13 protein-coding genes are annotated in these 14,383 nt (G+C 35.1%); 12 read left to right on the forward strand and 1 reads right to left on the reverse strand.

The annotated features are described in order from the left end of the window. Positions 1-151 precede the first annotated feature (151 nt). The 11 genes from tilS (at position 152) to TETH514_RS04070 (ending at position 11,634) form a co-directional block, all read left to right on the forward strand. Positions 152-1,528, forward strand: coding sequence for a tRNA lysidine(34) synthetase TilS (gene tilS, locus TETH514_RS04020; protein WP_009052990.1), 1,377 nt, complete (start codon positions 152-154; stop codon positions 1,526-1,528). 25 nt (positions 1,529-1,553) lie between these two features. After that, the gene (gene hpt, locus TETH514_RS04025; protein ID WP_003867797.1) at positions 1,554-2,099 is read left to right on the forward strand and encodes a hypoxanthine phosphoribosyltransferase; all 546 of its coding nucleotides are present in this window, start codon (positions 1,554-1,556) and stop codon (positions 2,097-2,099) included. A 71-nt stretch (positions 2,100-2,170) separates the two neighbouring features. After that, the gene (gene ftsH / locus TETH514_RS04030) at positions 2,171-4,006 is read left to right on the forward strand and encodes an ATP-dependent zinc metalloprotease FtsH (RefSeq protein ID WP_003867798.1); all 1,836 of its coding nucleotides are present in this window, start codon (positions 2,171-2,173) and stop codon (positions 4,004-4,006) included. Positions 4,007-4,179: 173 nt separating this feature from the next. Further along, the gene (locus tag TETH514_RS04035; protein WP_009052989.1) at positions 4,180-5,562 is read left to right on the forward strand and encodes an ATP-binding protein; all 1,383 of its coding nucleotides are present in this window, start codon (positions 4,180-4,182) and stop codon (positions 5,560-5,562) included. A 25-nt stretch (positions 5,563-5,587) separates the two neighbouring features. Further along, a complete protein-coding gene (locus TETH514_RS04040) occupies positions 5,588-7,255 on the forward strand; it encodes a formate--tetrahydrofolate ligase (protein ID WP_009052988.1) in 1,668 nt (555 codons plus the stop codon). A 20-nt stretch (positions 7,256-7,275) separates the two neighbouring features. Beyond that, a complete protein-coding gene (locus TETH514_RS04045; RefSeq protein WP_009052987.1) occupies positions 7,276-7,641 on the forward strand; it encodes a hypothetical protein in 366 nt (121 codons plus the stop codon). 277 nt (positions 7,642-7,918) lie between these two features. Continuing rightward, complete coding sequence (locus TETH514_RS04050; RefSeq protein WP_009052986.1) at positions 7,919-9,469, forward strand: acyl-CoA carboxylase subunit beta; 1,551 nt, start codon at positions 7,919-7,921, stop codon at positions 9,467-9,469. Positions 9,470-9,481: 12 nt separating this feature from the next. Next, positions 9,482-9,739 carry an OadG family transporter subunit gene (locus TETH514_RS04055; protein ID WP_003867804.1) on the forward strand — a complete coding sequence of 86 codons (258 nt, stop codon included), beginning with the start codon at positions 9,482-9,484 and terminating at the stop codon, positions 9,737-9,739. 17 nt (positions 9,740-9,756) lie between these two features. Beyond that, on the forward strand, positions 9,757-10,155 hold the full coding sequence (locus tag TETH514_RS04060) for a biotin/lipoyl-containing protein (protein WP_003867805.1): 399 nt from the start codon (positions 9,757-9,759) through the stop codon (positions 10,153-10,155). Between the two features lie 136 nt (positions 10,156-10,291). Continuing rightward, positions 10,292-10,819 (forward strand): ECF transporter S component, encoded by a 528-nt coding sequence (locus tag TETH514_RS04065; protein ID WP_009052985.1) that lies wholly within the window; start codon positions 10,292-10,294, stop codon positions 10,817-10,819. 47 nt (positions 10,820-10,866) lie between these two features. Then, positions 10,867-11,634, forward strand: coding sequence for a type III pantothenate kinase (locus TETH514_RS04070; protein WP_003867807.1), 768 nt, complete (start codon positions 10,867-10,869; stop codon positions 11,632-11,634). Between the two features lie 6 nt (positions 11,635-11,640). Here the strand turns inward: TETH514_RS04070 and TETH514_RS04075 are convergent, their stop codons facing one another. After that, positions 11,641-12,750, reverse strand: coding sequence for an endospore germination permease (locus tag TETH514_RS04075; protein ID WP_003867808.1), 1,110 nt, complete (start codon positions 12,748-12,750; stop codon positions 11,641-11,643). A gap of 96 nt (positions 12,751-12,846) precedes the next feature. Between TETH514_RS04075 and TETH514_RS04080 the strand changes: the two genes are divergently transcribed. After that, positions 12,847-14,382, forward strand: a complete 1,536-nt coding sequence (locus tag TETH514_RS04080) for a spore germination protein (RefSeq protein ID WP_009052984.1) — start codon at positions 12,847-12,849, stop codon at positions 14,380-14,382. Position 14,383: the final 1 nt, after the last annotated feature.

Below are 14,383 nucleotides of genomic sequence, written 5' to 3' on the forward strand. Positions count from 1 at the left end.
ATTGGAATAACCCTTCCACAATGTGGAGACAATATATCGAGGCGATTAAAGGAATACTTTTGTGGAGGGGTTTTTTAGGTTTGATTTAGAAAGGAGGATATTATATAATCATTATATAACATGAGTATATATCGTTATAAGGGGTTAAGAAATGATTGATAAGGTTGTTTCCACAATTAAAAGGTATAAAATGATTGAGACAAATGATAAAATTGTAATGGGGGTTTCCGGTGGACCTGATTCTTTGTGTATGCTGGATATTTTATACAATTTAAAAGATTTATTTAATCTTAAGTTGTATATAGTACATGTTAATCATATGATAAGAGGAGAAGCAGCTAAAAGGGATGCGCAATTTGTTGAAGATATGTGTCGCAAATTGAAACTCCCATTTTTTTTATTTGAAAAAGATGTAAAAAAAATAGCCAAAGAAATGGGATATTCAGAAGAAGAGGCTGGTCGATATGTGAGGTATCAGGCTTTTGAGGAAGTATTAAAAGAAGTTAAGGGTAATAAAATAGCAGTAGCTCATAATAAAAATGATGTAGTGGAAACAGTTTTTTTAAATTTAATAAGAGGTTCTGGAATGGCTGGCCTCATTGGAATAAAACCGGTAAATGGAAATATAATAAGGCCTCTCATTGAAATAGAAAGGGAAGAAATAGAGAAATACCTTAAGGAAAAAGATTTAAAGCCAGCAATAGATTTTACAAATTATGAGGATTTATATAAGAGAAATAAAGTAAGACTTAAATTAATTCCCTTTATAAATGAAACTTTTGAAGTAGATATAATAGAAAATATCTACAGGATGGCAAAAATTATTTTAGAGGAGAATGACTATTTAGAAAAAGAGTGTGAAAAGATTTTTAATGAGGTTTGCTATTTTAATCAAGAGGAAATTTTTGCTGATATAAAAAAAATGAAGACACAGCATCCCGCTATTCAGCGGCGCTTAGTTAGGCTTATGTACCAAAAATTAAAAGGAGATATTTATGGGTTAGAATACATCCATGTAGAGGATGTTTTAAGCCTTTTAGACAAACCAACTTCCTCAAAAATTGATTTACCCTTTGAAATTGAAGCTTTAAAAAGCTATAATAATCTTATAATGAGAAAAGTAAAAGAAAAAGAGGTCAAGACTTTTTGGGCAAAATTAAATATTCCTGGAATTACTAAGATATGTGGTATTGGTCAATTTAAAACTGCTGTTTTAGCTATTGATGAGGTAAAAAAACTCAACATAGGAAAATACACGAAATTTTTTGACTATGATAAAATACAGGGAGATGTGGTAGTTAGAAATAGGCAAGCAGGGGATATTTTTTCTCCTCTTAACTTGGGGGGGAGTAAAAAATTAAAAGAATTTTTTATTGACGAGAAAATACCCCGCGAAATAAGAGATAGCATTCCTTTATTAGCCATAGACAATGAAATTGTGTGGGTTGTAGGTTATAGAATGAGTGATAAATTTAAAGTAGATGAAAATACAAGAAAAGTCCTTGTGATAGAGTATACCAAAGGATAAAATAAAAAAAGAGGAGGTTAAATTTATGTCGAGTCCAACACAAGATATACAGGAGATTTTGATTACGGAAGAGCAATTAAAAGAAAAAGTGAAAGAGTTAGGACAAATAATTACAAAAGACTACCAAGGGAAAGACCTTGTCCTCCTTGGGGTTTTAAAAGGAGCAATAATGTTTATGGCAGACTTATCTCGTGCGATAGATTTACCTTTATCAATAGATTTTATGGCAGTCTCCAGTTATGGTTCTTCTACTCAGTCTTCTGGAATAGTAAAAATAATTAAAGACCATGACATAAACATTGAAGGGAAAGATGTGCTCATAGTTGAGGATATTATAGATAGCGGTTTAACACTTTCTTATTTAAGAAAGACTTTATTAGAAAGAAAACCCAGAAGTTTAAAAATTTGCACTATTTTAGATAAACCTGAAAGAAGAGAAGCAGACGTTAAAGTAGATTATTGTGGATTTAAAATTCCTGACAAATTTGTAGTTGGTTATGGATTAGATTTTGATGAAAAATACAGAAATCTCCCATTTATAGGGGTTTTAAAGCCAGAGCTGTACAAATGATTTGGTTTTTTAAAGGAGATATGATATTATAGATTAAAGGTAGTTGGACTTGTTTGAAGGAGGGGCCTTATTTGAACGATAATAACAAAATAATTAGAAGCATGGTGCTCTATTTATTAATATTTATAGCTATTTACGCAATGGTACAATTGTATTCTCAAAGCACCGAACCAATAACCGATATTGATTACGGACAGCTAATAAAATACATTGATGCCAATCAAGTAAAAAGCATTACCCTTGTGGGTAATGATGTTAAAGGTGTATTAAAAAATGGTACCGAGTTTAAGAGCCGTGTACCAGATGTAACAAACTTTATGAGTTTTGTAAATCCTTACATTTTACAAGGAAAACTGGATTTTAAAAGTGAGCCGCAAGTAGGCCCGCCATGGTGGGTACAAATGCTTCCTTCTCTCTTTTTAATCGTAATTTTTATCATATTTTGGTATATTTTTATGCAACAGGCACAAGGTGGGGGAGGAAGCAAAGTGATGTCTTTTGGCAAAAGCAGAGCCAGAATGATTACAGACAAAGATAAAAGAGTAACTTTTAATGACGTGGCGGGAGCGGATGAAGAAAAAGAAGAACTACAAGAAATTGTTGAATTTTTAAAATATCCCAAAAAGTTTCTTGAGCTTGGAGCCAGAATACCTAAAGGGGTTCTTTTAGTAGGGCCTCCAGGTACAGGAAAAACTCTTCTCGCAAAAGCTGTAGCAGGAGAAGCGGGGGTACCGTTTTTTAGCATCAGCGGTTCCGATTTTGTGGAGATGTTTGTCGGTGTAGGTGCTGCGAGAGTAAGAGATTTATTTGATCAAGCCAAAAAGAATGCGCCTTGTATTGTTTTTATTGATGAAATAGATGCAGTAGGAAGGCAAAGAGGTGCGGGTTTAGGTGGCGGACATGATGAAAGAGAGCAAACACTAAACCAGTTGTTAGTTGAAATGGATGGTTTCAGTGTCAATGAAGGTATAATTGTGATTGCCGCAACAAACAGGCCAGATATATTAGACCCTGCTCTTTTAAGACCAGGAAGATTTGATAGGCACATTACTGTTGGTATTCCTGATATAAAAGGAAGAGAAGAAATTTTGAAGATACATTCAAGAAATAAGCCATTGGCTCCAGATGTATCATTGCAAGTATTGGCAAGAAGGACGCCTGGGTTTACTGGGGCCGACCTTGAAAATCTTATGAATGAAGCGGCTCTCTTAGCAGCAAGGAGAGGGCTTAAGCAGATAACTATGGCGGAGTTGGAAGAGGCTATAACGAGAGTAATAGCAGGACCTGAAAAGAGAAGCAGGATTATGTCTGAAAAAGACAAGAAATTGGTGGCATACCACGAAGCGGGGCATGCTGTTGTAGCAAAGCTTTTGCCAAACACTCCTCCTGTCCATGAGGTAACGATAATTCCGAGAGGCAGAGCTGGAGGCTATACTATGCTTCTTCCCGAAGAAGATAAATATTACATGTCAAAATCTGAAATGATGGATGAGATAGTTCACCTTTTAGGTGGACGTGTGGCAGAGAGTTTAGTGCTAAATGATATAAGTACAGGTGCACAAAATGACATTGAGAGAGCTACAAATATTGCAAGAAAGATGGTTACAGAGTATGGCATGAGTGAAAGGTTAGGGCCCATGACTTTTGGTACTAAAAGTGAAGAAGTGTTTTTAGGGCGGGATTTAGGAAGAACAAGAAATTATAGTGAAGAAGTAGCTGCAGAAATTGATAGAGAGATAAAGAGAATAATTGAAGAAGCGTATAAAAGAGCAGAATCATTGTTAAAGGAAAATATTGATAAACTCCACAGAGTAGCAAAAGCTCTTATTGAAAAAGAAAAGCTTAATGGGGAAGAGTTTGAAAAAGTCTTTAACGGAGAGGATATAGAAGGGGTGCAGTTTGCATAAAACACCAAATAATGTATAAGTCTTTGGACTTATACATTATTTTTTTAAAAATTTTTAGTTAACAATAAAAAAATTATTGACAAAAAGGAGGATTTTTCTACTTTAATGTCTAATTATATTAGTGGGACTAAGGCTTTTGAACGAAAGATAAGGGAGATAAAAGGGGGACAGTCATGAAAGTGAACAAAGCTTTTGCTACAGATAAAAATTCCTTGCAGTGGATATGCAACCTTTTAGATAATTCACACGATTTTTTTGTCTTAAAAGATTTAAATGGTAAGGTAGTTCATGTAAATAAAAGACTTCTTGAAACATTAGGCTATACCGTTGATGAGTTAGATAATTATGATTATTTTTTTTACCATATATTAAAATACAAAGAAGTAGGACCGTACGAAGATGGTCTTATCATAGAGCTTACGGCAAAATACAATATAAGAATGTCTTTTAGCATAAAATTTAGTCCTATAGCTAACAGTGTTGGTGATAAAATAGCTTTTTTAGGGTTTGTGAAGTTGCGAAGCTATTGTAAAGAAAAACCTGAAGATTATTTTAACTTCTTCAAACATCCAAATGACGTAATGGATATGACAGAGGAAGGTGTTGTGATAGTTGATAATAGGTTTAACGTGGTCTATGTGAATAACAGGACATGTGAATTATTTGGCATTAAATATACAAAATTCATAAATGCAAAGTTTATGGACATTATAAAAAAATACAAACCGGATGCTTCAGAAAATAATTTAATTAACGGAGAAAAAATTGTAATCCCATTGAATGGGAGTTTTGACGAAAGAGTGCTTTTGCTTAAGTATGGGAAGTTAAACAGTGGGCATTGGAAAACTATTATTGTGAAAAATATAACTGAAGACTTAAAATATCAAAAATTAATTGAGCAAACGGAAAAATACACAATTGCTGGTGAATTTGCTGCCACAACCATTCATGAAATAAAAAATTCTTTAACTTCTATAAAAGGCTTTATACAACTTCTACAAGCTAAACATAAAGAAAGTTCTACTTACTATGAGACTATTTTAGATGAAGTGGACAGAATATTAGCTTTAATAAAAAATTACCTTGGTATAGTTAGAAGCAATGAAGAAGGAGAAACTGAAATAGACATAAATGGCGTTATAAATCAATATTTACTTCTTTTTGAAGCAGAAGCTGTTCGCAAAAAAATTAAAATAGAAAAAAGGTTTGGCGATGTCCCTCCTATAAAAATGGACAAAAATCATCTTAAGCAGCTTATTCTAAATGTAGTTCAAAATTCTCTTCATGCCATTGGGGAGAATGGTAAAATAATATTAGATACAAGATATTACACTCTCAAAAAAAGGGTGGTAATAAGAATTGTTGATAATGGAGGTGGTATAGAGAAGAAATATTTAAAAAAAGTTATTGAGCCCTTGTTTACAACTAAAAGAGAAGGAACAGGCCTGGGACTTGCAATTTGCAAAAGTATTGTAGAATTGTACAATGGTGATATTAAAATTTTTAGTAAAAAAGGCAAAGGTACACTTGTAAAAATAATTTTAGGTGAGAGATAAAAATAAAAGCTGGAGGGGAAAATTTATGAAATCTGATATTGAAATAGCTCAAGAAGCGAAAATGCTACATATAAGGGAGGTTGCAAAAAAGTTAGACATTGAGGAAGACTACCTAGAATACTACGGCAAGTATAAAGCAAAAATTTCTCCTGCGTTATCGGAGAAAATAAAGGACAGAAAAGATGGTAAGCTTATTCTTGTCACAGCGATAACTCCCACCCCTGCAGGCGAGGGTAAGACTACACTTACTGTAGGATTAGGACAGGCTCTTGCTAAAATAGGTAAAAAAGCCATGATAGCTTTAAGAGAGCCCTCATTAGGACCTTGTATGGGAATAAAAGGTGGAGCGGCTGGGGGAGGATATTCTCAAGTTGTACCTATGGAGGACATAAATTTGCACTTTACAGGAGATTTACATGCGATTACTGCTGCTCATAATTTATTGGCTGCTATGATTGACAATCACATCCATCATGGAAATGAACTTAATATTGACATAAGGGCTATTACATGGAAAAGAGCTATGGACATGAATGATAGGGCTTTAAGAGAAATAATAGTAGGGCTTGGAGGAAAAGCAAATGGCTTTCCGCGGCAAGACGGATTTATAATAACAGTTGCCTCAGAAGTAATGGCGATTTTATGTCTAGCTCAAGACTTGATGGATCTGAAAAGAAGAATTGGTGATATAATAGTGGCTTATGATAAAGATGGCAATCCTGTAACTGCAAGAGATTTAAAAGCCGATGGAGCTATGACAGTCTTATTAAAAGATGCTATAAAGCCTAATTTAGTGCAGACGATTGAAAACGTTCCAGCATTTGTTCATGGAGGGCCTTTTGCAAATATTGCTCATGGATGTAATAGCTTAATTGCCACTAAATATGGTTTGAAATTGGCAGATTATCTTGTAACAGAGGCAGGCTTTGGTGCTGATTTAGGGGCTGAAAAATTCTTTGACATAAAGTCAAGGTTTGGAGGACTAACACCCAATGCAGCCGTCATAGTAGCGACTGTAAGAGCTTTAAAGATGCATGGAGGAGTTAAGAAGGAAGACTTACAAAAAGAAGATGTGGAAGCAGTAAGAAGAGGAATAGAAAATCTTGAAAAGCAAGTTGAAAATGTGAGGAAATTTGGGGTACCAGTGGTTGTAGCTCTCAACAGGTTTGTTTTTGATACTGAAAGGGAAATTGAAGAGGTAAGAAAGGCCTGCGAAGAAATGGGAGTAGATATGGCAGTAGCGGAAGTTTGGGAAAAAGGAGGAGAAGGCGGAATAGAGTTAGCTGAAAAAGTTGTGAAAGCTTGTGAGACACCTTCCAACTTCCACGTTTTGTATGATGAAACACTTCCAATTAAAGATAAATTGCACATAATTGCAACAGAAATATATGGAGCTGATGGAGTAGAATATACTGCTTCTGCTCTTAAAGATATAGCAAACCTTGAAAGACTAGGCTTTGACAAGATGCCAATAGTTGTGGCAAAAACTCAATATTCTCTTTCTGATGACCCTAAACTTTTAGGCCGTCCAAGAGGATTTAAGATAACAGTAAGAGAATTGAGAGTTTCAATGGGTGCAGGATTTGTTGTGGTTTTCACAGGAGATATAATGACAATGCCAGGCCTTCCAAAGCATCCTGCAGCAGAAAACATAGACATTGATGAAAATGGAAGAATAACAGGACTGTTTTGAGGGAGTGTAGATGAAAGTAGATGAAAAAAGAAATATTAGATATACAAAATTTGTCACAGGCGAAAAAGGAAATTAGCCAAATAAAAGCTGAAGAAATTTCTGTGGATATTATGGCACCAAAAGCCGTTTTCAGGGTTGTCAAGCTGTTTGATGTACATCCAGCAGCTGCTAACATAATAAAACAGGAGATGCTAGCTATAGGAGGAGAAGCAGCTGTAGCAAGAGGTTGTGTCAATATGAGCGTTGAAAAATCTGACGTTATTATAATGGGAACATTAAGACAATATCAGAGGCTTTTGGCGAAACTTAAAATGCAAAAGGGCTATTTTGGGCTTAATGAAGTTGTAGAAGAATTAAAAAGTGTTATTGAGGAAATGTCTAGATAGGCGGCAAAGAGGCTTTTTCTTTGGCCGCTTTTTTACGGGAAAAAATTTCAAATGAAAAGGTAAACATTTGTTAAAAATTTATGTTATAATGTTAAGGGGAAAATCAAAGGAAGGTGTTTTATGGTTGACAAGGAAGAATTAGAAAGTACTTTTGGAACTTTGTCAAAGGGATTAAATTTATTGTGTATTTGGGAAGTATGTGGTATATTATTTTAGTAGGTACTAATAATAACTGCTACTATTCGGTCGCAGTGAGGCTGTAAGGAGGTATAATTGTATGAGTGTTCATGATATGATAGAAGAGCTAAAAAGAAGAAGAGAAAAAGTTTTAGAAGGTGGAGGGGCTAAAAGAATAGCTGCTCAGCACGAAAAGGGTAAATTGACTGCAAGGGAAAGGATACATAAGCTTCTTGACAAGGACAGTTTTGTAGAAATAGACCCTTTTGTAGAGCATCGGTGTTATGACTTTGGGATGGAAAAGCAAAAATATCCTGGAGAAGGAGTTGTAACAGGCTACGGAACAATAGATGGAAGATTAGTCTATGTATATGCGCAGGATTTTACTGTGTTAGGTGGGTCATTAGGAGAGTACCATGCGAAAAAGATAACAAAAGTTATGGATATGGCGATGAAAATGGGAGCGCCTATAATAGGGCTTAACGATTCGGGGGGTGCTCGCATACAGGAAGGGGTGGATGCTCTTTCTGGGTATGGAAACATATTTTACAGGAATACTTTGGCCTCCGGCGTCATACCGCAAATATCGGTAATAATGGGGCCGAGCGCTGGGGGAGCCGTGTATTCACCGGCATTGACAGATTTTATTTTTATGGTAGACAAAACTAGTCAAATGTTTATAACAGGTCCACAAGTTATAAAAGCTGTAACTGGAGAAGAAGTTACTCCTGAAGAATTGGGAGGATCAATAACTCACAATAGATTAAGCGGTGTTGCTCATTTTAGGGGTCCAAATGATGAAGAAGTTCTTAAGATGGTGAGGAATTTATTGAGTTATTTACCTTCTAACAACTTAGAAGACCCACCACAATACGAGACAGGGGATAATCCCAATAGAGTTTCTCAAAGACTTATGGAGATAATTCCAGACAATCCTAATAAGCCTTATGACATGAAAGAATTAATAAGAGAAATAGTCGACAATGGAGAATTTTTAGAGTCACAAGAGATGTACGCAGAAAATATCATCACAGCTTTTGCAAGACTTAATGGAAAGACAATAGGAATTGTTGCAAATCAGCCAAGAGTATTAGCAGGAGTACTTGACATAAATGCTTCTGACAAAGTGGCCAGGTTTATTCGCTTTTGTGATGCTTTTAATATACCTATACTTAGCATAGTGGATGTGCCTGGATTTTTGCCAGGGACAAATCAAGAATATGGTGGGATAATAAGACATGGGGCAAAAATGCTTTACGCTTATTCTGAGGCTACTGTTCCTAAGGTTACTTTGATTGTAAGGAAGGCTTACGGTGGGGCTTATCTTGCTATGTGCAGCAAAGACTTAGGGGCTGACATGGTGTTTGCATGGCCTACGGCAGAGATTGCGGTTATGGGACCAGAAGGAGCAGCTAACATAGTTTTTAAAAATGAAATCAATGAGGCAGAAAATCCTGCAGAAGTGAGGCAGCAAAAGATAAATGAATACAGAGATAATTTTGCAAATCCATACAGAGCTGCAGCTCGTGGCTATGTAGATGATGTAATTCTTCCTTCTGAGACAAGGCCAAGACTCATATCAGCTTTTGATATGTTATCTAGCAAAAGAGAGAGTCGTCCTCCTAAGAAACATGGCAATATACCTCTGTAAGGTGGTGCTTTTATGGAAGGGTTTTTGGAGTTTTTGAAGAAAATCTTTAATAATAAAGAGGAAGAGAAAGTAAAGAAGGAAGAAAAAATAGATAAAAATGGAGAAAACGAGGAGGAAACTGAGCTTGTTGCTGCGATTACAGCCGCAGTTGCTTTGTATTTACAAGCCGATGTTAGTAGTTTTTACGTAAAGTCTATAGTGAGACTTCCAGAGACTGCTCCTGTTTGGGCTAAAGTAGGGCGGCAGGAGCAAATGAGAACAAGATTGTAACTGATGGAGGGATTTCTGTGAAGAAGTTTAAAGTAACAGTAAATGGAAAAGTATATGAGGTTGAAGTAGAAGAGATAAAAGATAAGGATGAAATTTCAAACATAATACAAACGGCAACTGTTTCACAGCCTAAAGTGACTGCAACTCAGGCGACTTTCCAGCCAGTTTCAAAAGCTGAAGCGCCTTCTTCGGCAGATAAAGGTTCTAAAATAATTTCTGCCCCTATGCCAGGCACAATTCTTGATGTGAAAGTTAAAGAAGGTGACAGGGTAAAGCGGGGAGATGTGGTAGTAATTTTAGAGGCTATGAAAATGGAAAATGAAATAATGGCACCTGAAGAAGGAGTTATAGCAAGCATACATGTTTCTAAAGGCTCTTCCGTAAACACAGGGGATGTGCTTGTGACTATGAATTAAAAAATTATTGATGAGTAAGACTTTTTTTGGTAAAATAAAATTGCGGGTATCGTCTTTGAACCTGACACGATAATTAAATAATTAAATGGAGTTCGGAACGGTATCCTGAAAAGGAACCGGAACGGAGGTGAGGAAAGTGCAAATTAAAGCGACAAGAGAAGGGAAAGCGGCAAAAATTTCTTTGAGGCAGATAACTGTAGCAGGAATGCTGGCTGCGATATCCATTGTTTTATCTACAACCATTTTAGGGTACATTCCTTTAGGTATTGCTAATGCTACTACAATGCACATACCAGCAATTATAGGAGGAGTATTAGAAGGACCTATTGTAGGAGCTTTTATAGGTTTGATTTTTGGATTGACCAGCTTCATAAGGCAAAACACTCCTCTTTTTGCGGACCCTGTAATTGCTATATTTCCCAGGATTTTTATAGGGGTTGTGGCATATTATTCTTATAAGTTGACTAAAAATGTTGGTATTGCAGCAGCCGCAGGCACGTTGACAAATACCATCGGAGTTTTGGGCTTAGCAGTGCTTCTAAAATATCTGCCGCTTAAGGTTGCATTATTTGTAGCTTTAAAAAATGGCATATTTGAAATTATTGTCGCTGTGATATTGACAACAATGATAGTAAAGTCTTTGAAAAAAGTGTATGATAAATAAATATAAAAGCAGGCATTTGCCTGCTTAATTTTAAGAAGGTGATGATTTTGCTTTTAGTCTTTGACGTAGGGAATACCAACATTGTAATGGGGATTTACAAAGGGAAAAAGCTTCTACATTCTTTTAGAATATCTACCGAAAAAAGCAAAACCTCCGATGAATATGGGATGTTGATAAATCAGTTGTTTGAGTACAATGGTCTGAAGCTTAAAGATGTAGATGCGGTAATAATTTCTTCTGTTGTACCTCCTATTATGCATACACTTGAATCGATGACTATAAAATATTGCAATACAAAGCCTTTGATTGTGGGACCAGGGATAAAGACAGGCATAAATATAAAGTATGATAATCCCAAAGAAGTAGGTGCAGATAGGATTGTAAATGCTGTTGCCGCATATGAAATTTACGGAGGACCAGTCATAGTAATAGATTTCGGCACAGCTACTACTTTTTGTGCAATTTCTAAAAATTGTGAGTATTTAGGTGGAATAATTGCCCCTGGATTGGCAATATCTGCTGATGCGCTTTTTCAAAGGACTGCTAAACTTCCTAAAATCGAACTTACAAAACCGTCTACTGTTATTTGCAAAAATACAGTGTCTAGTATGCAGTCAGGTATTATATATGGACATGTTGGTATGGTGGATTATATAGTAAGCAGAATGAAAGAAGAATTTGCGCCAAACGCTTATGTGGTAGCGACAGGTGGTTTTGCAAGGATGATTGCAGAAGAGTCAAAAACTATAAATACGGTGAATGATATGCTCACTTTGGAAGGTTTAAGAATAATCTATGAGAGGAATGCAGATTAATTCCTCTCATTTTATTTTTCTGATTTTCGCAATGATATAAAGAACTATAGGGAAAAATACTTCAAACCAAAAGGCTTCAAAAGGGAAACACCTCTGTATGTAAGTGTACAATCCATCTAAATTTTCAGATACATTTTCTGCTAAGGGGATTAACAAAGTAGCAAGGGGTAATAGAATAAAGCGATAGTCTGGGGTTTTTATTGTTTCAGCTAATCCTTTTGCAAAGAGATAAGTAAATATTACAATTTTAAGATAAATTCCCATTAACCACATTGCCATTACCAATGAATCAAACCGCTGTATATAATCGCTAATTCTTATATTTCTCACCATTTCCAAAGCTGTAAATTGAAAGTTTGATGCAGTTTTTGCTCCAAAAATTCCTATTGCTAAAACTCCCAACATCATGCTAAGAGCTAATATTCCAAGGCTTATTATTCCTCCTTTTAAGGCTTTTTCTTTTTTAGAGATATGAGGGAATATAAAAAGTATTATTACCGTTTCAAGCATATAAGAGGTAATGAGGATTGAACCTATTATGGGAGGTTTTATCCCGTTTTCGAGTATTGGGAGAAAGTTTGCCATCTTAACTTTTGGAAGGGCCAAAGTGATCACAAATGCCAAGAGGAGCATTCCAAAAGGAAATAAAAGTTCATTTAATTTAACAATTGCTAAAAAACCTTTTGATACAGTGTACATTACTGATATTATCAAGACTACATAAAAAACCATTGGGGGAGTATGAGGCATAAAAGCATTGACCATAATCTCTATTAATTCTCTCATTACTAAAGAGATACCGTGTAAGATAAATAACAAATAAAGCGAAGCTATTATTTTTCCTATAAATTTTCCTGTTATTTTATCTACATAGGAAAATAGCATTTCTTCTTTAAAGACCATTGCCAGTTTATAATAAAAAACAAAGACAATGCTAGAGGTTACAAAAGATATCACCACAGAAATCCAAGAGTCTTGTTTTGCGGCTAATGCCACAAAAGAAGGCAAAAAGACGTCTGCCGTTGATAGGACAGTTGTGACCAATAAAAATATCATTTGTTTTGTAGAGATTTTCTTTTCTGAAGTCCTTTCATATTGTCCTGTTTCTTTAAACATATCCGACTCCTAAACGTATTTTTTTTTATTATTTATCTAAAGCCAACATAATATTCTAAAAAAAACTTGAAATAATAATATCTGGAGGTGTTTAAAATGCCCCATAAGTTGCCTGATCCACAGTATGTAAAAGAAAATTATCAATATATGACTCTTAGCAAAAAATTAGAAGAAAATATATATATATTTCAAGTGCTTTTAAAAGGGAATAATGACATAGTTTTTAGGCAAATTAGCATAGGAGATAAAAAAGTTAAAGCTTTTTTAGTATATGTAGATGGAATGGTAGATAAGTTGTTAATTACTCGAAATATTTTAGAGCCAATAATGATAGAGACAAGAAAGTTGAATAAAATCATATACACTAATGACCAACTCTTTAATTATATAAATGAATATTTTATAACAACTTCAGAAGTAAATGTAAAAGATAAAATTGGAGATATAATAGACGACTTACTTTCTGGAGAGACAATACTTTTAATTGATGGAGTGGAAAAAGCTTTAATTATCTCTACAAAGGGATGGGAAGGGAGAAATATAACTGAGTCTACTACAGAATCCTATGTAAGAGGTCCTAAAGAGTCTTTTGTGGAGACTTTAAGAATAAATACTTCTATGCTAAGAAGGAGAATAAAACACCCTGATTTTGTAATTGAAAATATAAAAATTGGAAAGTATTCTAAAACAGATGTATCTATTGCTTATGTAAAAAGCATTGCTGATGATACAGTGGTACAAGAAGTTAAAAAACGACTTAAAAAAGTACAAATTGATGGGGTTATTGATAGCGGTTATTTAGAAGAATTTATAGAGGATAATCCTTTTTCTCCTTTTCCACAAATAGCTCATTCTGAAAAGCCAGACAAGGTGACTGCAGAAATTTTAGAAGGGAAAGTGGCAATATTAGTTGATGGTTCACCTTTTGTATTAATAGTTCCTGCAGTATTTGTACAATTCTTTCAGGCTGCTGAAGATTATTATGAGAGGTATTTCTTGTCATCAGCTCTCAGAATTTTGAGAATTGCTGCGATGTTTATTGCTCTTTTATTTCCCTCTATATACATTGCAGAAACTACTTTTCATCAAGAAATGATACCGACGCAACTAGCTATTTCTATTGCTGCTCAAAGGGAAGGAGTGCCTTTTCCAGCACTTTTGGAGGCATTATTCATGGAAATAACCTTTGAAATTTTAAGGGAGGCGGGTATAAGACTTCCTATGCAAGTAGGACAAGCAGTAAGTATAGTAGGCGGTTTGGTAGTTGGGCAAGCAGCTGTTCAAGCAGGACTCGTGTCTCCTGCAATGGTGATTGTAGTTGCAATGACAGGAATAGCTTCCTTTTCAATTCCTGCTTATAACGTTGCGATAACTTTTAGGCTTTTGAGATTTATCATAATGATTGCAGCAGGAACTTTAGGCTTTTTTGGGATAATAATGGTGGTGATGATGATACTCGCCCATATGGCGTCATTGGAGTCTTTTGGAGTACCATACCTTTCACCTTTGACTCCAAGTAGGACACAAGAATTAAGCGATGTATTAATAAGAATACCTTGGTGGGCAAAGATATTGAGGCCGCGAACTGTACAGAGAAAAAATATTATGAGGCAGGAGGATACAAGAGGATAAG

Origin of the sequence: Thermoanaerobacter sp. X514 (assembly GCF_000019065.1) — a bacterium.
Lineage (GTDB): Bacteria > Bacillota > Thermoanaerobacteria > Thermoanaerobacterales > Thermoanaerobacteraceae > Thermoanaerobacter > Thermoanaerobacter pseudethanolicus.

Coding starts and splice junctions, on each gene's coding strand:
- tilS (WP_009052990.1), top strand. CDS start 152: ATGATTGATAAGGTTGTTTCCACAATTAAAAGGTATAAAATGATTGAG.
- hpt (WP_003867797.1), top strand. CDS start 1,554: ATGTCGAGTCCAACACAAGATATACAGGAGATTTTGATTACGGAAGAG.
- TETH514_RS04035 (WP_009052989.1), top strand. CDS start 4,180: ATGAAAGTGAACAAAGCTTTTGCTACAGATAAAAATTCCTTGCAGTGG.
- TETH514_RS04040 (WP_009052988.1), top strand. CDS start 5,588: ATGAAATCTGATATTGAAATAGCTCAAGAAGCGAAAATGCTACATATA.
- TETH514_RS04045 (WP_009052987.1), top strand. CDS start 7,276: ATGAAAAAAGAAATATTAGATATACAAAATTTGTCACAGGCGAAAAAG.
- TETH514_RS04050 (WP_009052986.1), top strand. CDS start 7,919: ATGAGTGTTCATGATATGATAGAAGAGCTAAAAAGAAGAAGAGAAAAA.
- TETH514_RS04055 (WP_003867804.1), top strand. CDS start 9,482: ATGGAAGGGTTTTTGGAGTTTTTGAAGAAAATCTTTAATAATAAAGAG.
- TETH514_RS04075 (WP_003867808.1), bottom strand. CDS start 12,750: ATGTTTAAAGAAACAGGACAATATGAAAGGACTTCAGAAAAGAAAATC.
- TETH514_RS04080 (WP_009052984.1), top strand. CDS start 12,847: ATGCCCCATAAGTTGCCTGATCCACAGTATGTAAAAGAAAATTATCAA.